The organism is Jannaschia pagri (assembly GCF_019655435.1).
In the GTDB taxonomy this organism is placed as follows: domain Bacteria; phylum Pseudomonadota; class Alphaproteobacteria; order Rhodobacterales; family Rhodobacteraceae; genus Jannaschia; species Jannaschia pagri.
Window position 1 is genome coordinate 362,930 of the sequence record NZ_BPFH01000004.1, and the last position, 20,309, is coordinate 383,238.

The window sequence follows — 20,309 nt, forward strand, 5'->3', positions numbered from 1 at the left end:
TGAGAGACAGAGGTCTTTTAGGTCCGACGGGTGCTGGGTGAGACGTCTTGCGCGTCCCCCTGGGCAGGAATTGAGGGACAACGGTCGGTACCCGCCATCCGATAGACACGCTTCGGCAAAAGCTGCACGCCGGGTCCTATTGGTGTCGTAGTCGAAAACCTCGATCTGGGGTGCAAAGGTTCCTTCCGGGTCATTGTCGTCCCGCGTCCCAAGGGTCGATGGGACCGTCGTTTGCGCCCGCGGCCTCTCTGGGAACCGGTGGGCCGCTTGACGGTGACATGCAAGATACGTTTGCCGCGCCTCAGCGATGGACACACCGGGCGACACCCAAATCACAGTCGTTGGATCACTGCAGCCTAGCATAAGGCAAAGACAGGGGAACATCGGCCAGCGCATGCTGGATCATAGCCCGAAAACCCTTAGCGGCTGATTAACCTTGGGGCAGGCAATCAATTGTCTGACATTTGCCGAGCGTTCAGCCAAATGTCAGACATTTGCCCTGCCCGTTGACCGTCCCGTGCCGCGCCCCTATCCAGAACGCCACGGCCACCGCCAAGGAGCGCAGGTTTGAAGGTTATCATCTGCGGCGCGGGTCAGGTGGGCTGGCAAATCGCCAGGCACCTCGCCGGAGAGCGCAACGACGTCACTGTCGTCGACAATAACCCCAGTTTGGTCAATCGCGCGACCGACACTTTGGATGTGCAGGGCATCACCGGTTTTGCCAGTTACCCCAACGTGTTAGAACGCGCTGGGGCCGAAGACGCCGACATGCTGATTGCGGCCACGCATTCAGACGAGGTCAACATGGTGACCTGCCAGGTTGCCCATTCTGTTTTCACGGTGCCGCGAAAAATCGCCCGGCTACGGGCGCAATCGTACCTGTCGGCCATCCGCAAGGATCTCTACCGCCGCGATCACCTGCCCATTGACGTGGTCATTTCGCCCGAGCGCGAAGTGGCCGAAGCCGCCTTGCGCCGTCTGCGCGCGCCAGAAGCCTTTGACATCGAAGAGTTCATGGAGGGGCGGGCGCAATTGATCGGGCTCGACCTGGACGCGGATTGCCCGGTTCTCGACACGCCCCTGCGACAGCTAAGCGAGTTGTTCAGCACGCTGCGGGCGGTCGTCGTCGGCCTGCGGCGCGGCTCTAGCGGACGACTGTTTGCGCCGGAACCCGGCGATCAGCTTCAAGCAGGCGACCAAGCCTATATCCTGTGCCATACGGAGGACCTGGCCCGCACGCAGGAGATTTTCGGCAAGAGCGTCAAACGCCAAGAACGTGTCGTGTTGATTGGTGGCGGCAACGTCGGTCTGACTGTGGCCCGCGCGCTGGAGGCCGCGCCGGAAAGGATCCGCGCAAAGATGATCGAACGTGACCGGGTCTGTGCGGAAAAGGCCGCTGAGGCGCTGGAGCGGACGATTGTTCTGTCGGGCGATGGGCTGGATATTGAGCTGCTACGGGAGGCGAATATCGAACGGGCGGATGCGGTGCTCACCGTGACGGACGACGATAAGACCAATTTGCTGGCCGCCGTGCGGGCACGCACCGCCGGATGTTCCAAGACGATTGCCTTGATTAACGATCCGACGCTCGTACCCTTGATGGGGCCTTTGGGCATCGACGCCTATGTCAATCCACGACAGACGACGGTGAGTTCGATCCTGCGCCATGTGCGCCATGGGCGGGTCCGAAATGTCTATTCCGTGGGCGATGCCGAGGCCGAGGTGATCGAGGCACAGGTGATGTCCACCTCGCCGCTTGCCGGGAAACGGATCCGCGACATCAGCTTCCCCGAGGGCGCGCTGGTCGGTGCGATCCAGAAATCCGGGGAAAAGGTTGTGCGACCGGGCGGCGGCACCATGATCGAGGAAGGCGACATCGTCGCGATCTTTGCGCTCTCGGCAGACGTGCCAGAGGTCGAGCGTTTGCTGCAAGTCCAGGTGGATTTCTTTTGAACGATCTCGCCGGCGGCACGGCCCGACGGCGGGTGCCGTTGTTGGTGTGGCTGGCCGGGATCCTATCGGCGTCGATGTATGTGCCCGCCATTCATGCTGTGCTGCGGGATGCCCATTTCGAGGGGCGTGTCTTCTTTTACTGGGGCACGATTCTGCTGTTTCTGACCGGGGCTGTGGCCATTGCCAGCGCCCGCGAGAGGTCGTCGAACGTGACGCGCAGCCATTTGGTCGCTCTGCTGGGTGCCTTGACGTTACTGCCGGGGATGGCAGCAATTCCGCTGTGGGAAGTCCTGGCCAACACACGGCCCGTGAATGCCTACGTCGAGATGGTGGCGGCGATCACGACAACGGGCGGGACGCTTTTCGCGCCAACCCGATTGTCGGAAACCCTGCATCTCTGGCGCGCTGTGGTCGGATGGCAGGGTGGGTTGCTTATGCTCGTGGCCGCCGTTGCGATCTTGGACCCGCTGCGCCTGGGCGGCTTTGAGGTGACCGAAGCGACGGCTATCCGCCGGGGCGCCAGTGTCACAACACGGATCCAGACGCCGGACCCGGAGATTCGGCTCCTACGCTCGCTTCGGGTCATCGGCCCGATCTATGCTGTTTTGACGGGGGCGCTGTGGGCCTTTTTGGTTGCAGCGGGGGAGACGCCGACACGGGCCGTCATCCATGCCATGTCGACACTGTCGACGTCAGGCATCACGGCACGGACGGGGATGGTCGATAATGGCGCGGGGATCATCGGTGAGATGGCAGTCTTTGCGTTTTTGCTTTTCGCGGTGACCCGCATTGCCTTTACCGAGGAGCGGTGGCGGGATCGCCTTACACGTCTGCCGGACAATCGAGAATTACGAATTGCCGCCGCAATTGTTGGATCTGTTTCGGTGTTACTGCTCTTGCGCCATTGGGTGTTCGCCTTGGATGTGCAGGCCGAAACGGATGCCTTGGGCGCCTTGCGCGCCCTTTGGGGCACGGCCTTTACGGTCCTGTCCTTTCTCACAACCACCGGGTGGGAGAGCACCGATTGGGCCACCGCGCGGACGTGGTCAGGCTTGGATACACCGATTGTCCTGTTGCTCGGGTTGGCGCTGTTTGGGGGCGGTGTCGCGACGACGGCGGGTGGGGTTAAACTGCTGCGGATTTATGCGCTCTACGAACATGGGCGGCGCGAGATACATTTGCTTGTCCATCCCCATGGAATCGCGGGCGGGGCGGGCGCGCGCACCCGTTTGCCGATGCGCGGGGTCGAGGCGGCTTGGGTCTTCTTCATGCTGTTTGCCCTTGGCATTGGCGCAGTCACCCTGGCCCTATCGATCACCGGTGTCAGCTTTACCAATGCGATGATCCTGGCGATTTCTGCTCTGACGACGACGGGTCCCTTGGCGGATATCGCCCTGGGAACGGGGCCCGCGACGGGTATCGGGACGTTATCGGATGCGGCAAAGATCATTTGGGCAGGGGCGATGGTTCTCGGTAGGTTAGAGACCTTGGCCCTCATCGCGCTTTTCAATCCGGATTTCTGGCGCAAATGACCAAACTGCCGCGCTACGTAATTTCACGGCATCGGGGGGTGGAACTTTTTGTCAAGCCTGCCCATAACTGTCCCATGGTAAACGACGGCCCCTGCGAAACGGGCCGCGCACGCACAGGGACGAGCAGACATGGCTTCGGATAAGCAGAACCTTCAGGACGCCTTCCTTAACCACGTCCGCAAAACAAAGGTGCCTGTGACGATCTTCCTGATAAACGGCGTTAAGCTTCAGGGTGTGATCACATGGTTCGACAATTTCTGTGTCTTGCTGCGCCGCGACGGGCAGAGCCAGCTTGTCTATAAGCATGCGATCTCGACCGTGATGCCGGCCCAGCCGATTTCCCTCTACAATGGCGAGGACGATTCTGGCGGATCGTAACTCAACCCACACGACTGAGGTGCGCGATACGCGCGCCCTTGTCCTGCACCCGGATACACGTGGGGGCGACCGATCCGGTCGCGACCCGTCACTTGCGTTGCAAGAAGCGGTGTCCCTTGCCCATGCCCTGCCCGGGTTAGAGGTCATCGGCAGCGATGTCGTCCGCCTGCCCAAGCCCCATCCTGGCATGTTGTTCGGGTCCGGCAAGGTCGAGGAATTGGGAGCGCGGATTCACGATCAAGATATCGAGTTGATCCTGATCGACGGCGCAGTCACGCCCGTTCAACAGCGGAACCTGGAAAAGGCCTGGAAGGTCAAACTCCTCGATCGGACCTCGCTGATCTTGGAAATCTTCGGCGATCGAGCGGCAACCCGGGAAGGGGTTCTGCAAGTGGATTTGGCCGCGCTGACCTATCAGCGGACGCGCCTTGTTCGGGCTTGGACACACTTGGAACGCCAACGCGGTGGATTGGGTTTTGTCGGCGGTCCCGGCGAAACCCAGATCGAGGCCGATCGCCGCGCCATCGACGAGCAGATGACAAAGCTGCGGCGCCAGTTGGCCAAGGTGGTCAAGACCCGCGAATTGCACCGCGCCGCGCGGGCCAAGGTGCCATATCCCGTCGTGGCCTTCGTGGGTTACACAAACGCGGGGAAATCCACGTTGTTCAACCGGCTCACCGGCGCGGATGTCATGGCCAAAGACATGTTGTTCGCGACGCTGGACCCTACGATGCGGGCGGTCAATTTGGACATCGAAGGGACGAACGGTTTTGACGTAATCCTGTCCGATACGGTCGGGTTCATCTCTGATTTGCCGACGCAATTGGTCGCAGCGTTCCGCGCCACCTTGGAAGAAGTCCTCGATGCGGACTTGATCCTGCATGTGCGTGACATCAGCCACCCCGAGACGGATGCGCAGGCGGCGGACGTTGAAACGATCCTGGAGCAACTCGGTCTGCCAGAGGACGTGCCGCGCCTGGAGATGTGGAACAAGGCCGATGCCCTATCGCCCGAGGATCTGGAGGCCGCGCGCAATGTGGCGGCGCGGCGCGACGACGTCTATCTTGGCTCGGCCTTGACGGGGGACGGGCTAGACGCGCTGCTGGCGCGCGTGGCGGGCGACCTGGCCGAAACCTTGGAAGAGGTGGAAATCCTGCTGCCATTCGCCGAGGGCCGTGCGCGCGCCTGGCTCCATGATGAGGGCGCCGTCCTGGCGGAGACGCCGACAGACAGCGGAACCAGCGTTCAGGTGCGCTGGACGCCGCGGCAGGCGGCGCGCTTCGCAGGGGCATTCCCGCAGATTGACCTGCCAAACCGGCCAGACCCTGAGCGCGAAACGCCCGAGGCGGATCCGAACACCGCACCCTGGACGCCTTAAATTTGCTCAATGCCGGGATCGTATCGCGAACCGCAACGTGTCGTTTCCCGATCTGCGTTTACGTCTAGAATAAGATGTTGCTATGACGAAAGTGTGGCGGGGGGCGGCGCCTAAGCACATTATGCGGGATTGAGATATGAAACACCTCCTAGTTTGCGCATCCATCGCCCTTGGCGCGACGGCAGGGACAAGTCAGGCCGCCGTTGTTTTGTTCGACGATCAAGCCTCTTTCACGGCGGCGTTGGGCGGGCTGGTTCTGACGCTCGACGATTTCAGTTCCGATATTGCTGCGGCGCCATCCATTAAGTTCTCCAGTGGCGTGACCTCGACCATTGTCGGCGGAGCCCCCTTTGTAGACGACAATAGTGTCCGGTTTGGGCGGTTTGAGACGGGCGTGGACGAAGATGGCACCATCGGGGCCTTCTCAACGGATTTTCTGTTCCCGAGCAGCGTGACCGCCCTGGCCTTCGACTATGCGGGCCTGCGCGCGCAGGAGACTGTCCTCACAACCGGCGGGCAGGATTTCGTCATTGAGCGCAATGGTGCCGCTGGGACGAACAGCAACGGGTTCTTTGGATTGATCTCCGATGACAGCTTCTCCTTTGCAAGCTTCCGCAGCATTGCGACAGGTCAAGCGGATGAGTTCACCATCGACAATCTCCGGTTTGGGGCCCCGGCGCCCGTGCCGTTGCCCGCGTCGGCCCTGTTGCTCTTGGCCGCGATTGGATCCTTCTTCGGATTGAGACGAGCCAAGGCGAGGACCTGAGCACCGACCGCTTGCCTGCGGGGCAGGGGTGACAGGCAATGACCATTCTGGTATGTTTCGTCATGATCGGGCCGTCAGAGCCCGGCTGAGCAGACATTGACAGGATACACCCATGACCGCTTTTTCGCGTCGCCGCTTTATCGTGGCGGCATCCGCTCCGTTCGCCGTGGCCGCATGTGGTAACGGCGTGGGCAGCACCGGCGGAGGCCGGATTGACGCCCGTGTGGATGAAGCCACCAACTTCATGTACGACACGCTGCCCGAAACCCAGACATTGGCCTCGAAGTCCGCAGGCGTTCTGATGATGCCGCTGATTACGGAGGCCGGTTTCGGCATCGGCGGTGGCTTTGGTCGCGGTGCGTTGCGGATCGATAACGTGACCGTGGATTACTATTCCTCGACGAATGCCTCCATCGGGCTGCAAATCGGGGCGCAGCAATATGCCCATGCGCTGTTCTTCATGACGCCAGCCTCGCTGAATAGCTTCAGGTCCTCACCGGGCTGGGTCGCTGGGGCGGATCTAGAATATGCGGTCTCGTCCAATTCTGGCGCGCTGACCACGGACACCACATCGCTGCTGACACCGGTTGTGGCCGTCGTTTTCGGTCAGGCGGGCTTGATCGCGGGCGCCACCGTCGAGGGTCAGAAATACAACCGCATCATTCCCTGACGCCCAGACGTCAGAGGTTGAAATGGCCCCTTGCGCCGGATCGGCGCCTGGGGTAGCCCGCGCACACTTCACAGGCGGGGGCGGGCCCCTGGGGGAGACATCCCTAGACGGTCCACCGGTTGAGCAGATGCTCTGATCCCCCGCTCAGGTTAAAACCGGAAAGGATATGGATCATGGCAGTGCCTGATTTCTCCCTGCGTCAGTTGTTGGAAGCTGGCGTTCACTTTGGACACCAGACCCAGCGTTGGAACCCCCGTATGGCTCCGTATATCTACGGCGCTAAGAACGGCATTCACATCATGGATCTGACGCAGACCGTCCCGATGTTGGACCAGGCGCTGCAGGTCGTGAGCGACACCGTCGCCCGTGGCGGTCGCATCCTCTTCGTCGGTACCAAGCGCCAGGCTCAAAAGCCCGTCGCAGAAGCCGCCGAGATGTGCGCGCAGTACTACATGAACCACCGTTGGCTGGGCGGCACGCTGACCAACTGGAAGACCGTGTCCAACTCGATCAACCGTCTGAAGGCGATTGACGAGGCGATGGAAGCTGGCTTCGAAGGCCTCACCAAGAAAGAGCGCCTGGGCATGGAGCGTGACCAGCAGAAGCTGCAAGCCTCGCTGGGCGGTATCCGTGAGATGGGCGGCCTGCCGGACCTTCTGTTCATCATCGACGTGAACAAAGAAGACCTGGCCATCGCCGAAGCCAAGAAGCTGGGCATCCCGGTTGTGGCCGTCGTGGACACCAACTGCTCGCCCGAGGGTGTGGATTACGTGATCCCCGGCAACGATGATGCGGCCCGCGCCATTGCGCTGTATTGCGATCTCGTGTCCCGCGCGGCCTTGGACGGCATGACTGCACAGCTGGGTGCCGCCGGTGTCGACATCGGCGCCATGGAAGAGGCCCTTGAGGAAGAGATCGACCCCGGTGCGGCTGAAGAGCCCGCCGCTGAGGAAACCTCGGCCTGATTGAACGACCCTCGGGTCATCAATCGGTTACAGGGCGCGGCTACGGCTGCGCCCATCCCATTCTGAAGGAGACAGATCATGGCGATTACGGCTGCTATGGTGAAAGAACTGCGCGATTCCACCGGCGCAGGCATGATGGATGCCAAGAAGGCGCTGACCGAAAACGACGGCGACATGCAGGCCGCCGTGGATTGGTTGCGCACCAAGGGTCTGGCGAAAGCTGCTAAGAAATCCGGCCGCACAGCCGCCGAAGGTCTGGTTGCCGTCGCCGTGGGGCAGGGCGCTGCTGTCGCCGTCGAAGTGAACTCCGAGACGGACTTCGTCGCGAAGAATGCCGAGTTCCAAGGCATGGTCGAAGGCATCGCCCAGGCGGCCTTGGCCGTTGACGACGTCGACGCCCTGAAAGCTGCGGATATGGGCGGCAAAACCGTCGAAGCCACTGTGACCGACAAGATCGCGACCATTGGTGAGAACATGTCCGTGCGCCGTATGGCGAAGATCGCTGGCGGTTCGGTCGTGTCCTACGTGCACAACGCTGCGGCCCCCGGCATGGGCAAGATCGGCGTTCTGGTCGCTCTGTCCGGTGACAACGACGCCTTCGGGAAGCAGGTTGCCATGCACGTCGCAGCCGTGAACCCCGCGTCGCTCTCCGAAGCCGACCTGGATCCGGCCGTTGTCGAAAAAGAGCGTCAGGTTCAGATCGACATCGCGCGCGAATCCGGCAAGCCCGAAGCCGTCATCGAAAAGATGATCGTCGGCCGGATGAAGAAGTACATGTCCGAAGTGACCCTGCTCAATCAGTCGTTCGTGGTGAACCCGGACCTGACGGTCGCGAAAGCCGCCGAAGAGGCTGGTGTCGAAATCACGGGCTTTGTTCGCTTGGAAGTTGGCGAAGGCATCGAGGTCGTTAAGGAAGACTTTGCCGCCGAAGTCGCGAAAGCCGCTCAGGGTTGATTTCGGTTCAGCTCGCAAGAAGCGGCGGCGTCGAGGGGAAGTCTCGACGCCGCCTTTTTTGTTCGGGACTGGGCCTGGGGATAAGACAATGTCCCAAAAACTGCTCGGGTCCCGGGGGAAATACCCCGAGACACCTCGCATTGCCGAAACTCATCGACCCGAACCGGATGACCGGTGAATGCGTCGGCCATTCCAAATCCGATTAGTCCATGGCGCAATTGCCATCACTCACAAGACAAGTATCTGTTTACACCTTTACCTTGGGTCAGTAAGTCGGGTTTTCCTTACCTAACGGTCAAAAATTTGCATCCCATTGGTCGGGCTGCAAACTTTCATGCTTGGTAGACGTGAAATTGGTTCTGAACCGCGGCCTTTAGGATCGCTTGTGCCGTCGTTTCGACGTCCAATGCCTCGCGGGCGAGTCGCAGATGCTTCTCCACGGTCGCAGGATTTCGGCCCAAAACGTCGGCAACATCCTGGACGGTTTTCCCATCTGCGACGAGTTCAAGAACTTCACGTTGGCGCGGGGTCAAGCGGTGTCCGTGGGTGCCATAGGGCAGGGACAGAATCGTCAGATGGGTTACGTGATTGATCAGCTCAATTTCGGCACCGTGTTTTTCCCAGACGGCGTCAACCTCGTCCTGGGTCATGTTGCTCGCGGCCAGGCCAATGCCATGACCCGACCGCGCAGACGTGCGCGGAAAACTGATCCCATAGCCCGCGACCACGCCCTGGGTTCTGTTGAATTCACAGACGCGCATTTCAGCCGGTGTCAGCCGCCCTTGGATGTAGTCTTCTGTGATCTCACGCCAGCTTCGGCTGCCCGTATGATTCATCGCCCAGCGAACCATCGGTGCGTCCCGGAACAAACCACCATCGAGGTAGACGTCGTTGAACGCTTTCGGATAGGTGGACAGGATCAATGCGTCCCGCATATCACCCATGCCACGGTCCGTCCGAAAGCGCGTAGCGGCATACAGAATATAGTCAAACCCGTAGCTTGCCATACGATCTTGATGCATGGGCCAAAGGTCTTCGAGCGTTGTAATCTGCGTGACGGTCAGCAGATAGCCCTGAATGTCCGACATGCTAAGTCCCCGCGATGACCATGCTTTTGCGTCAGAAGTCTTGTATGGTTGCAATGTGAAAAGCGACAGTAGTCATCCAGTCAGCGTTAGTAATTTTACATAACTATGATTATACAGCTTTCCTTTAGGTGTATCCGGTATCAAAGACCGCAACGTAAAACTCAGAAGATTGCTTCAAAGGACGTGAGACCTTGTCGAAGCGCTTCGCATGGAAAACGCCTGCGGACGTCTTCCACGACAAAGATCACGAAAGACCTGGGTCAATGCCTCCCGCAGGCAGGTCTGCGTTCCCGGTAACAATGTTTCTGATCGGGCGCTGTCACCTTGCACGTCGGGTCGTGATGACGTCTACATAGCGCAAAAGATGACCCGGGGAGACCGACCCAATGCTAAGACTCACCACAGCCGCATCCGCGCTCGCACTGACCGCATCCATGGCTCAGGCAGCCTGCGAGGATGTCGTGTTCTCGGACGTCGGCTGGACCGATATTACGGCGACGACGGCCACCGCGACGGTTGTCCTCGAAGCGCTCGGCTACGATGTAGACGTGAAGGTGTTGTCGGTCCCGGTCACTTATACCTCAATGGCATCCGGTGATGTGGATGTCTTCTTGGGCAACTGGATGCCCACGATGGAGGGCGATATCGCGCCCTATCGCGAGGCCGGAACGGTCGACACCGTCGTCGCCAACCTGGAGGGCGCGAAATACACGCTGGCCGTGAACTCGGCAGCCGCGGCCCTGGGCATCGCCTCCTTTGGCGACATCCAGGCCCATGCCGATGCGCTGGACGGCAAGATCTATGGGATTGAGCCTGGCAACGACGGCAATCGCTTGATCCAGTCGATGATCGACGCAGACGCCTTCGGCTTGTCTGATTTTGAGGTCGTTGAGTCTTCGGAACAAGGCATGTTGGCCCAGGTGGAGCGGTTGACCCGCCGTGAGCAGCCGATCGTCTTCTTGGGATGGGAACCCCATCCGATGAACGCCAACTTCGACCTGACCTACCTGGAAGGTGGGGACGAGTTCTTTGGGCCGAACCTTGGCGGTGCCACGGTCTATACGAACACCCGGTCGGGGTACGTGGACGCCTGCCCCAATGTTGGTAAGCTGTTGACCAATATGACATTCTCCCTTTCGATGGAGAATGAGATCATGGGGTCGATCTTGAACGACGGCGAAGACCCGGAGGAGGCCGCCAAAGCCTGGCTGACGGCCAATATGGGCGTTCTTGACGGCTGGCTTGACGGAGTCACCACGGTCGGCGGGGACGACGGTAAGGCCGCTGTGACCGCAGCGCTCCAGTAACCAGCATGGCACCCCATCGTCGGGACTGCGCATGCTAGATTGGCTAACCGAGAATAAGATCCCCGTCGGCAAAGCGGCCGCCGGGGTCTTTGATTGGCTTCAGGACAACTTCTTTTGGGCGTTTGACGCACTGTCTATCGCCCTAGAGACCATGATCGACGGTATTCTCTGGGTTCTCCAGACCCCTCACCCGCTGATCGTTGTGGCGGTCTTTGTGGCCATGACCTGGGCACTCCGGCGGAATTGGAAGACCTGCCTTTTCATCGCATTGGGGTTTTTGTTCATTCTGAACCAGGGCTATTGGGAGGAGACGACTGAGAGTCTGACCCTGGTTCTGTCAGCCTGCGTTGTCTGCATGGCGGTGGGCGTTCCAATTGGGATTGCTGCGGCCCATCGGCCTCGGCTTTATGCGACGATCCGGCCTGTGCTTGATCTGATGCAGACCCTGCCCACCTTCGTCTATCTCATTCCGGCGATTGTCTTTTTCGGGATTGGTATGGTGCCTGGCCTGATCGCCACGGTGATCTTTGTGCTGCCAGCGCCCATTCGACTGACTTACCTTGGCGTGTCCTCCACGCCCCTGCCTCTGCTAGAGGCCGCGCGCGCCTTTGGCGCAACGGGCCGTCAAGTCCTGTGGAAGGTCGAACTGCCCTACGCCCTGCCCCAGATCATGGTTGGTCTGACGCAAACGATCATGCTGTCGCTGTCCATGGTCGTGATCGCCGCGCTTGTGGGCGCGGATGGGCTCGGAGTGCCCGTCGTCCGCGCGCTCAATCAGGTGAACACGTCCCTTGGCTTTGAGAGCGGCTTCGTCATCGTTGTGGTGGCCATTATGTTGGACCGCATGCTTGGACGGGGGGATGCGAAATGACGGCTGTTCGGTTTGATAACGTCTCCATCGTCTTTGGGGAAAAGCCGGGCATCGCCCTGCCCTTGATGGACGCGGGGCAAGACCGGGCAGAGATACAGCAGGCGACCGGTCAGGTTCTGGGTGTTCACAACTGCAGCCTCGATGTGGCCGAGGGTGAGATCCTGGTGCTGATGGGGTTGTCCGGATCGGGCAAATCCACGCTCCTGCGGGCCGTGAACGGATTGAACCCGGTCGTGCGCGGTGGCGTGACCATCCGTGATCGCGACTGGTCTGCCACCCTGCCCGGCTGTTCCGAAGCGGATCTGCGCCGGGTGCGGCGCGAATGTGTGTCGATGGTGTTCCAGCAGTTCGGCCTGCTCCCCTGGCGAACGGTGCGGGACAATGTGGGGCTGGGCCTAGAGCTTGCGGGCATGGGCAAGGCCGACATCAGACGGCAGGTGGAGGAGCAGCTCGCCCTGGTCAGCCTGTCCGATTGGAGTGATCGCAAGGTTGGTGAGCTGTCGGGCGGCATGCAACAGCGGGTGGGATTGGCCCGTGCCTTCGTGACGAACGCGCCAATCCTTTTGATGGATGAGCCGTTCTCGGCCCTCGACCCGTTGATCCGAGCCCGTTTGCAGGATGAGTTGCTGGACCTTCAAAAACAGCTAAAGCGGACCATCATCTTCGTCAGCCATGACTTGGATGAGGCCTTCAAGCTGGGCAACCGCATCGCGATTATGGAGGGCGGGCGCATCGTCCAATGCGGCACGCCGCAACAGATCATTGCACAGCCCGCCAACGACTATGTGGCCGACTTCGTTGCCCATATGAACCCGCTCAGCGTTCTAACCGCTGTCGATGTCATGGTCCCCGACACAGACGGGCCAGCTGACGCACCGTCCGTGCCGGACGATACGCCTTTGGCAACCGTTATGGAAACGATGTTGGACGGGCCGGACCAGGTAATGGTTGAACGCGACGGCGCGCCTGTCGGACGCATCCGCAAAGATGATGTGCTGCGCGGTTTGCTGGACCCCCAAGGCACCGGCGCTCCGACTTAGCCGAGCGCGTAGCCTGTCCCGCGAACCGTCCGGATCGGATCGTTTGTATTGCTTTCGGTACGGAGTGCCTTGCGCAGGCGGCCCACATGAACATCGACCGTCCGGCTATCCACGTAAATGTCCCGCCCCCACACGCGGTCCAAAAGCTGGTCACGGGACCAGACACGTCCGGGCCGCTCCATAAAGGTGGTCAACAGACGAAACTCTGTTGGACCCAAGTGCAATTCCGCCCCGTCGCGAAAGACACGGTGTTCCTCGGTGTTCACGGAAATATCGTCAAACTCTAGCACCTCACCAACCGAGGCTGGGCGCACACGGCGCAACTGGGTTCTGATCCGCGCCATCAGTTCCACGACCGAGTACGGCTTGACCACATAGTCGTCGGCCCCGGTCTCCAACCCTCGCACGCGGTCGACCTCTTCGGATCGCGCAGAGATCATGATGACCGGGATCATGCGCGTTTCGGGTCTGGATTTCAGACGGCGACATACCTCAATGCCCGAGACTTCGGGCAGCATCCAATCCAATAGAACCAAATCAGGCGAATCCTCGAGGGCCATCTCCAAAGCCGCGTCGCCCGACGTGGCTTGGGTGACGATGTACCCCTCGGCCTCCAGGTTATAGACGAGGACCTCACGTTGGGGCGCCTCGTCTTCGACCACCAGGACGGATGGTTGCGTGCCCATGGGTCAGACCCCTGCTCCGCTCGACGCGGAGCTCGTGGTGTCCGCCTTGGCGCGATCCTCATCCGGCAGTTCGCCCGAGACGAGATAGATCACTTGCTCCGCGATGCCGGTCACTAGATCGCCCATGCGCTCGATATTTTTTGCCATGAAATGCAAGTGCATACAGGCCGTGATGCTGCGCGGGTCTTCCATCATATGGGTCAGGTACTCGCGGAAGAGACCATTATACATCTGGTCCACTTCCTCGTCCCGCGCACGCACGTCTGCCGCCAATTCGGCGTCGCGCTGGATGTAGGCATCGAGCGCGTCCTTGAGCATCAGTTGCACGGCCTTAGACATACGACGCAATGACGCCGTGCCGCCATCAACGGGATGCAAATCCAAAAGGATTTCAGAGCGTTTCGCCATGTTTTTCGAGTAGTCGCCGATCCGTTCCAGGGCCGCCGAGATGCGAAACACCGTGAGCACCGTCCGCAGGTCCGACGCAATCGGCTGCCGCAGGGCAATGACCCGCGCCGCCTCTTGGTTCACCTGAAGCTCCATCTCGTCAATCTGCTTGTCGCCCGCGCGAACCTTAGCCGCCAGTTCCGCGTCACCTTCCACAAGCGCCTGGGTCGCCTTGTTGATGGCATCTTCAACCTGGCCGCCCATTTTCATGATCATGGCTTGGATGGCTTCCAGGTCTCTGTCAAAAGCCTGGGAAATGTGTGGGTTAGAAGCCATTGCTTATCCAATCCGACCGGTGATGTAATTCTCGGTCCGTTCGTCCTTAGGGTTGGTGAAAATGTCGCCCGTGTCACCGTACTCGACCATCTCGCCGAGGTGGAAATAGGCCGTCTTCTGGCTGACGCGACTTGCTTGGGACATGGAGTGGGTCACGATCACGACGCTATAGTTGGCTCGCAATTCGTGGATCAGGTTCTCCACCTGATCCGTCGCGATGGGGTCCAGAGCAGAGCACGGCTCATCCATCAAAAGCACCTCGGGCGAGGTGGCGACAGCGCGCGCGATACACAACCGCTGCTGCTGACCCCCCGACAAACCAGTGCCGGGGGCGGTCAAACGGTCTTTGACCTCGTCCCAAAGGGCCGCACGCCGCAACGCACTCTCAACGATCCCATCCAGATCGGCCTTATCCTTGGCCAACCCGTGGATGCGAGGCCCATAGGCCACATTGTCGTAAATGGATTTGGGGAACGGGTTCGGCTTTTGAAAGACCATTCCGACCTTGGCGCGCAGTTGGACGGGGTCCACGCGCTTGTCATAGATATCTTCGCCGTCGATCAGAATGTCGCCTTCGACCCGCGCGACGCTGATGGTATCGTTCATCCGATTGATACACCGCAGAAACGTCGACTTGCCACAGCCTGACGGTCCAATGAAGGCCGTGACTGTCTTGTCCGCGATATCCACATCAACGTTCTTGATGGCGTGGGTGTCACCGTAATAGACCTGCACGCCCTTGGCGCGGATCTTGGTCCCATTGTTGTCCACGGCTCTCTCCGTCAGTCGCATGTCGTTCATGTCGGCCCCCTTACCAGCGGCGCTCGAACCGGCGGCGCAGGAAGATCGCCGTCAGGTTCATGATGAGAAGAAACACCAACAGCACGATGATCGCACCAGACGCCCGCTCAACGAAAGCGGGATCAGACCGTTGGGTGAAGTTATAGACCTGAACGGGCAAGGCCGTGGCCGGGTCGAACAAACCACCGTCCCAAGGGGCCTCGGGGTATTCCCGCACGAAGGCGACCATCCCGATGAGCAGCAGGGGCGCGGTTTCGCCCAGGGCTTGGGCCAAGCCGATGATCGTTCCGGTCAAGATGCCAGGCATGGCGAGCGGCAAGACGTGGTGGAACACCGACTGCATCTTGGACGCGCCAATCCCCAGGGCCGCATCACGGATCGACGGTGGAACGGATTTAAGCGAGGCGCGCGTGGCAATGATGATTGTGGGCAAGGTCATCAGGGTCAGCACCAGCCCGCCGACGATGGGTGCCGATTGGGGCAGACCCGCGAAGTTGATAAAGATGGCCAAGCCGAGGATCCCGAACACGATGGATGGGACGGCCGCTAAGTTCGAGATATTCACCTCGATCAAATCGGTGATGCGGTTTTGCGGCGCGAATTCCTCTAGATAGATGGAGGCGGCGACACCGATGGGCAGCGCCAAGCACAGCACCACCAGCATCATGTAGAGGCTGCCCAGGATGGCGACGCCCAGACCCGCAGCCTCGGGCCGTGTCGTGGAGGCATCCGGCGCCGTGATGAACCGCCAGTTGAACCCCGTGCGCAGCAAATCGGCGGCCTTGAGGTCCTCGGCCAGGCGCAGTTGCGCGGGCGAGATGTTCTTGTCCAACTCAGCCGTCTCATAGGTCACGCGTCCCTTAAAGAACCCGTCAATTCGGCCTGATGCCAGCACCTCAACAGGGATGGTCTGTCCGACCACGTCAGGGTTCGCCAGAACAAAGCTACGAAGCTGTGCCACACTCTCGTCCGAGATGAGGTCAGCGACATCGCGGGCGCCCAAATCGGTCTCAATGCCAGCGCCTTCGATGGTCCCGATCAACCCGTCGCGCAGCAGCGGCGCATAGCCGAACGTCGTGACCTTCCCCATGTCCGCAGGATCGCGATTGCCTTCGGGGTCCAACCGGTCCGCGTCCAGGGTCACACTGATTTCAATTGTCGTCTGACGAAATGCGGACAGCCCTGCGGTCAGGATCGACGTCAGCAGCAGCACCAGCATCAGGATGCCCGTACAAACGGCCACCAAACCATACATGCGGAAGCGCTTTTCGCGCGCGTTTCGCTTGGCGGTGTGGTCATCGGACGCCATGAGGGAGCCCATGCCGGACCCGCGGCGTGGCGTTTCGGCGGTCGCATCGGTCATTCGTACTGCTCCCGGTATTTGCGAACGATATACAAGGCGAGGACGTTCAGCCCCAGCGTGATGACAAACAGGGTGAGGCCCAGGGCAAAGGCCACCAGGGTCTCGGGCGAGGAGAAGTCCGTATCGCCCGTGAGCTGGCTGACGATCTTTACGGTGACGGTCGTCATGGCCTCAAAGGGGTTCGCGTCGATCCGGGCCGCAGCCCCTGCCCCCAAGACCACGATCATGGTTTCACCTATGGCGCGCGAAGCCGCCAAGAGGATCGCGCCGACGATGCCAGGCAGGGCCGCCGGAATGATAACCTGGCGGATCGTTTCAGACTGCGTCGCACCCAGCCCGTAGGAGCCGTCGCGCATGGCTTGCGGCACTGCGTTGATAATGTCGTCGGACAGCGAGGACACGAAGGGGATCAACATGATCCCCATCACCAATCCCGCTGTCATAACGGACGATGCGGAGGTGCCGAGGCCCAACGGAGACGCAATCGCATCGCGGAGCAGCGGCCCCACCGTGATCAGCGCAAACAGGCCGTAAACGATGGTCGGGATACCTGCGAGGACTTCCAACAATGGCTTGGCGAAGCCGCGGAACTTCTTGCCCGCATACTCCGACAGATAAATCGCCGAAAACAGCCCAATCGGAACCGCCACAAGCAGGGCGATGAGCGAGATGTAGAGCGTTCCCCAGAGGAGCGGCAGAATACCCAGCTCAGACGATCCACCTCGGCCCGAAAAGCTGGGGTCCCAGGTCGTCGAAAAGAAGAACTCCAACGCCGGATATTGCCGGAAGAAGTTCATTGTCTCAAACAGCATCGACAATACGATGCCCAGCGTCGTGAGGATCGCGATGGTCGAGGCGCCGATCAGGATCACCATAATCGCTGCTTCGACGGAGTTGCGGGCGCGGAAGTCCTTGTCGGTCTTCGCATACATCAGTCCGAAGCCACCAATCGCCAGCAGCAGCACGACCACGTTCATCGCGAGGTCGGCACGCCCCTCTAGGACGCGGTAGCGTTGGGCGGCCGTCAGCGTCGTGCGGTCAACCTCCGTTCCCACGGCGACGCCGACCTCGGCCAGACGCTGGCGCACGTCCGTGAATTCGCTGCGCATGTCCCCGGCCCGCTCGGCGGTGATTGTCCCTTGCTCAACGGCTAGGTCCAGGCCCCGGGCAACCCGGCGCACGTCGGCTAGGATAAGGCTCAGATCGCCCTGGGTTTCATAGGCGTCCTCCGGGACTGTGGCGGCGACGCGGCTTTCGATGAGGATCGGTTGGAGAACCATCCAAGCGGCCAGTACCAGGAGCGCGGGTGCAGCGACAAACAGCGCGACATTGGCGCCGTAATAGCCCGGCAGGGAGTGCAGCAAGCGCGAGTCCCCACCAGCGGAGGCAAGCGCCTTCTTCCGCCCCAGCACAATTCCCGCGCCAGCGAGGATCGCGATGATCGCGAGCATCCAAATCACAGGCATCGGTGGTCTCCGCGTAAGTGTCTTTGCGTCTCATGGCACAGCGGGACCAAACTGGCCCCGCTGTCATTTCTATGGAGTGTCGGCCAAGGCGACCGACCTCACTCAGTTGGCGGTCATGTCAACTTCGTTTTCGATGGCTTGCTGAACGGCTTCCAGTTCCGGGTCGGACACCAGACCGTAGTCGGCCAGCGGGCCGAAGGGGCCAGCGATGTCGTTGGACACGAAGAACGAGGCGTATTCCTTCAGGCCGGGGATGACACCGATGTGCGCACCCTTGATGTAGAAGAACAGCGGACGCGACACCGGGTATTCACCCGAGGCGATGGTCTCGGTCGAGGGGGCAACGCCACCCATGGTCGCGACCTTCAACACGTCGGTGTTGTTCTCGTAGAACGACAGACCGAAGACGCCGACACCTTCGGGGTTCGAGTCGATGCGGGCCAGTGTCTCGGTGTAGTCACCGGTGATGTCCACGGCGACACCGTCCGCGCGCACGGCCAAGCAAGCGTCTTCGGCGTCGTCTTCGGACATGCCAGCGTCCATCATGGCTTGGAAGGCGCCGGTGGCTTCGCAGCCAGCCGCGATGACCTGCTCTTCGAACACTTCACGGGTGCCGTGGTTGGTGCCGGGGATGAAGGCCGCGATGTTGACGGCGGGCAGGTCGGCGTTGAAATCGGCCCACTGGGTGTGCGGGTTGTCGACCAATGCGCCATCGACCAGAACCTTGGCGCCGAGAGCGTTGAACAGATCGGCGGGTTCAAACGCCGTGAAAGCAGGGCCGGTCTGCTGAGAGGCAAAGACGATCCCATCATAGCCGATGCGGACTTCGATGATGTCGTCCACACCGTTGGCGGCGCAGGCTTCGATCTCGCCGGAGCGGATCGCCCGCGAGGCATTCGCGATGTCGATGGTGTTCTCGCCAACGCCTTCGCAGAAGCGGCGCAGGCCAGCGGAGGAGCCGCCGGATTCGACGACGGGCGTCGGGAACTCAAAGTTTTCGCCAAAAGCCTCGGCAACAATAGAGGCATAGGGCAGCACGGTGGAAGAACCGGCAACCTGGACCTGGTCGCGCGCAGCAGCGGCGGTGGCGGACACGGCGGCAACAGCCAGCACAGACACAGCGGTCTTGGTGAAGGACATGACAACTCCTAGATTCTTTGTCAGTCATGGCAGCCCCCCCTGGGCCACCATTCGCCGCCGCACCTAGAAACGGCGTGTAGGGCTTTTGTGACGGTTACGTAACAGTTTTATGACGGCCATCGGGGGTGCCACTTTTTCTTTAGACCTCGGCTGGCAGAACCACGGTCATGGCGGTCCCACGCCCTTCCCGGCTGTCAATACGGAGCCGTCCGCGGTGCCGATTCACGATGTGTTTGACGATGGACAGCCCCAGACCCGTGCCCCCTTGTTCGCGGGAGCGACCGGTATCGACCCGATAGAATCGCTCCGTCAATCTGGGCAGGTGCTCTGGCGGGATCCCTGGACCATCATCGCGCACCTCCATGGCCCAAGCTGGCCCGCGCAACACGGGCTCTCGGGACTTATAGGTGAGTGAGATCTGAACCTGTCCGGGACGCGCGCCATACTTGATGCTGTTTTCGACCAAGTTGACTGCGATCTGAACCAATTGGTCCCGGTCACCCAGCACCATGGCCTTGTCGGGCGCCTCGAACGCAATCGTCACGGCGGCAGCCTCTGCAACCGGGTGAAGGGTGTCCAAGGCTTCGCGCAGAACCGCGCAAAGATCGACCTGATCTGTGGGCCGCCGACGGGTCAACCCCTCCAGTCGGCTCAACGCCAAAAGGTCGGAGACGAGGCGGTTCATACGCGCCGTTTCTTGCGACATCAGGCCTAGGAACCGGTCTTGGGCCGCAGCGTCGCGCCGCGCGGGACCCTGTAGGGTTTCTATGAACCCCATGACCGCCGTCAGCGGGGTCTTCAACTCATGGCTGACGTTGGCCACGAAATCCCGGCGCATGGATTCCTCGACCCGCTTTGCGGATACATCGCGAAATACCAGCAAGACCTCAGACCGGCGCGCGGCCCCCAGGATCGGTGTGACCGTCACATCGAACAGAGTCTCCACCGCCCCCGAGGAATGGGAAAACCGCGCCGATCCTGTCCGATGGTGCCCAAAGGCATCTTCGACCGGAGCCAGCAGGTCCGGTTGTCGCAACACGCTCACGTAAGACTGCTGGTCGATCCACGATCCGAACCACTCATGGGCCTGCTCATTGGCTTTTGCCACGCGCCCATTGTGATCCAGCAACATGGCCGGTTCCAACAGGGCGTCGATGATCTGATGGCCCTGCGTAAGTTCCGTTTGCGACGCCATGGCCACACCTCACCGCATGTCTGACGGATCGCG

General features: G+C 60.8%; 19 protein-coding genes. 11 read left to right on the forward strand and 8 right to left on the reverse strand.

What is annotated here, in order from left to right; translation table 11 throughout:
• Window positions 1–567: 567 nt before the first annotated feature.
• The 8 genes from trkA to tsf all read left to right on the forward strand — a co-directional run bounded on the left by trkA (window position 568) and on the right by tsf (window position 8,596).
• Window positions 568–1,953 carry a Trk system potassium transporter TrkA gene (gene trkA / locus K5R33_RS12665; protein WP_220749405.1) on the forward strand — a complete coding sequence of 462 codons (1,386 nt, stop codon included), beginning with the start codon at window positions 568–570 and terminating at the stop codon, window positions 1,951–1,953.
• Window positions 1,950–3,485, forward strand: coding sequence for a potassium transporter TrkG (locus K5R33_RS12670; RefSeq protein WP_255576378.1), 1,536 nt, complete (start codon window positions 1,950–1,952; stop codon window positions 3,483–3,485). Before trkA ends, K5R33_RS12670 begins: the two co-directional genes overlap by 4 nt.
• Window positions 3,486–3,614: 129 nt before the next feature.
• The gene (gene hfq, locus K5R33_RS12675) at window positions 3,615–3,863 is read left to right on the forward strand and encodes an RNA chaperone Hfq (protein WP_220749406.1); all 249 of its coding nucleotides are present in this window, start codon (window positions 3,615–3,617) and stop codon (window positions 3,861–3,863) included.
• Window positions 3,835–5,241, forward strand: coding sequence for a GTPase HflX (gene hflX, locus K5R33_RS12680; protein WP_220749407.1), 1,407 nt, complete (start codon window positions 3,835–3,837; stop codon window positions 5,239–5,241). Before hfq ends, hflX begins: the two co-directional genes overlap by 29 nt.
• Window positions 5,242–5,377: 136 nt before the next feature.
• Window positions 5,378–6,007 carry a hypothetical protein gene (locus K5R33_RS12685; RefSeq protein ID WP_220749408.1) on the forward strand — a complete coding sequence of 210 codons (630 nt, stop codon included), beginning with the start codon at window positions 5,378–5,380 and terminating at the stop codon, window positions 6,005–6,007.
• A gap of 112 nt (window positions 6,008–6,119) precedes the next feature.
• Entirely contained in the window at window positions 6,120–6,677 is a 558-nt protein-coding gene (locus K5R33_RS12690; RefSeq protein WP_220749409.1) for a lipid-binding SYLF domain-containing protein, read from the forward strand.
• Between the two features lie 173 nt (window positions 6,678–6,850).
• Window positions 6,851–7,642, forward strand: a complete 792-nt coding sequence (gene rpsB, locus K5R33_RS12695) for a 30S ribosomal protein S2 (protein ID WP_220749410.1) — start codon at window positions 6,851–6,853, stop codon at window positions 7,640–7,642.
• A gap of 78 nt (window positions 7,643–7,720) precedes the next feature.
• The gene (gene tsf, locus K5R33_RS12700) at window positions 7,721–8,596 is read left to right on the forward strand and encodes a translation elongation factor Ts (RefSeq protein WP_220749411.1); all 876 of its coding nucleotides are present in this window, start codon (window positions 7,721–7,723) and stop codon (window positions 8,594–8,596) included.
• A 332-nt stretch (window positions 8,597–8,928) separates the two neighbouring features.
• Here tsf and K5R33_RS12705 read toward each other — a convergent pair whose 3' ends face one another.
• Complete coding sequence (locus K5R33_RS12705) at window positions 8,929–9,684, reverse strand: LuxR family transcriptional regulator (protein WP_220749412.1); 756 nt, start codon at window positions 9,682–9,684, stop codon at window positions 8,929–8,931.
• Window positions 9,685–10,070: 386 nt separating this feature from the next.
• On the opposite strand from K5R33_RS12705, the gene K5R33_RS12710 reads away from it, so the two are divergent.
• Genes K5R33_RS12710 through choV form a run of 3 tightly spaced genes read left to right on the forward strand, consistent with a single transcriptional unit; the run spans window position 10,071 to window position 12,902 of the window.
• A complete protein-coding gene (locus K5R33_RS12710) occupies window positions 10,071–10,991 on the forward strand; it encodes a choline ABC transporter substrate-binding protein (protein WP_220749413.1) in 921 nt (306 codons plus the stop codon).
• Window positions 10,992–11,022: 31 nt separating this feature from the next.
• Entirely contained in the window at window positions 11,023–11,862 is an 840-nt protein-coding gene (gene choW / locus K5R33_RS12715) for a choline ABC transporter permease subunit (RefSeq protein WP_220749414.1), read from the forward strand.
• Window positions 11,859–12,902 carry a choline ABC transporter ATP-binding protein gene (choV, locus tag K5R33_RS12720; protein ID WP_220749415.1) on the forward strand — a complete coding sequence of 348 codons (1,044 nt, stop codon included), beginning with the start codon at window positions 11,859–11,861 and terminating at the stop codon, window positions 12,900–12,902. Before choW ends, choV begins: the two co-directional genes overlap by 4 nt.
• On the opposite strand, the gene phoB is transcribed toward choV, so the two are convergent.
• From phoB to K5R33_RS12755, 7 genes are all read right to left on the reverse strand, one after another.
• On the reverse strand, window positions 12,899–13,588 hold the full coding sequence (phoB, locus tag K5R33_RS12725) for a phosphate regulon transcriptional regulator PhoB (RefSeq protein ID WP_220749416.1): 690 nt from the start codon (window positions 13,586–13,588) through the stop codon (window positions 12,899–12,901). The two genes, choV and phoB, sit on opposite strands and share 4 nt — an antisense overlap.
• A gap of 3 nt (window positions 13,589–13,591) precedes the next feature.
• Window positions 13,592–14,311, reverse strand: coding sequence for a phosphate signaling complex protein PhoU (gene phoU, locus K5R33_RS12730; RefSeq protein WP_220749417.1), 720 nt, complete (start codon window positions 14,309–14,311; stop codon window positions 13,592–13,594).
• Between the two features lie 3 nt (window positions 14,312–14,314).
• A complete protein-coding gene (pstB, locus tag K5R33_RS12735) occupies window positions 14,315–15,112 on the reverse strand; it encodes a phosphate ABC transporter ATP-binding protein PstB (RefSeq protein ID WP_220749418.1) in 798 nt (265 codons plus the stop codon).
• A gap of 10 nt (window positions 15,113–15,122) precedes the next feature.
• Window positions 15,123–16,475, reverse strand: coding sequence for a phosphate ABC transporter permease PstA (gene pstA / locus K5R33_RS12740; RefSeq protein ID WP_220749419.1), 1,353 nt, complete (start codon window positions 16,473–16,475; stop codon window positions 15,123–15,125).
• A complete protein-coding gene (gene pstC, locus K5R33_RS12745; RefSeq protein WP_220749420.1) occupies window positions 16,472–17,941 on the reverse strand; it encodes a phosphate ABC transporter permease subunit PstC in 1,470 nt (489 codons plus the stop codon). The genes pstA and pstC overlap by 4 nt, the downstream gene beginning before the upstream one ends.
• A 102-nt stretch (window positions 17,942–18,043) precedes the next feature.
• Window positions 18,044–19,081 carry a substrate-binding domain-containing protein gene (locus K5R33_RS12750; protein WP_220749421.1) on the reverse strand — a complete coding sequence of 346 codons (1,038 nt, stop codon included), beginning with the start codon at window positions 19,079–19,081 and terminating at the stop codon, window positions 18,044–18,046.
• Window positions 19,082–19,220: 139 nt separating this feature from the next.
• Window positions 19,221–20,276, reverse strand: a complete 1,056-nt coding sequence (locus K5R33_RS12755; protein ID WP_220749422.1) for a sensor histidine kinase — start codon at window positions 20,274–20,276, stop codon at window positions 19,221–19,223.
• Between the last annotated feature and the right edge of the window lie 33 nt (window positions 20,277–20,309).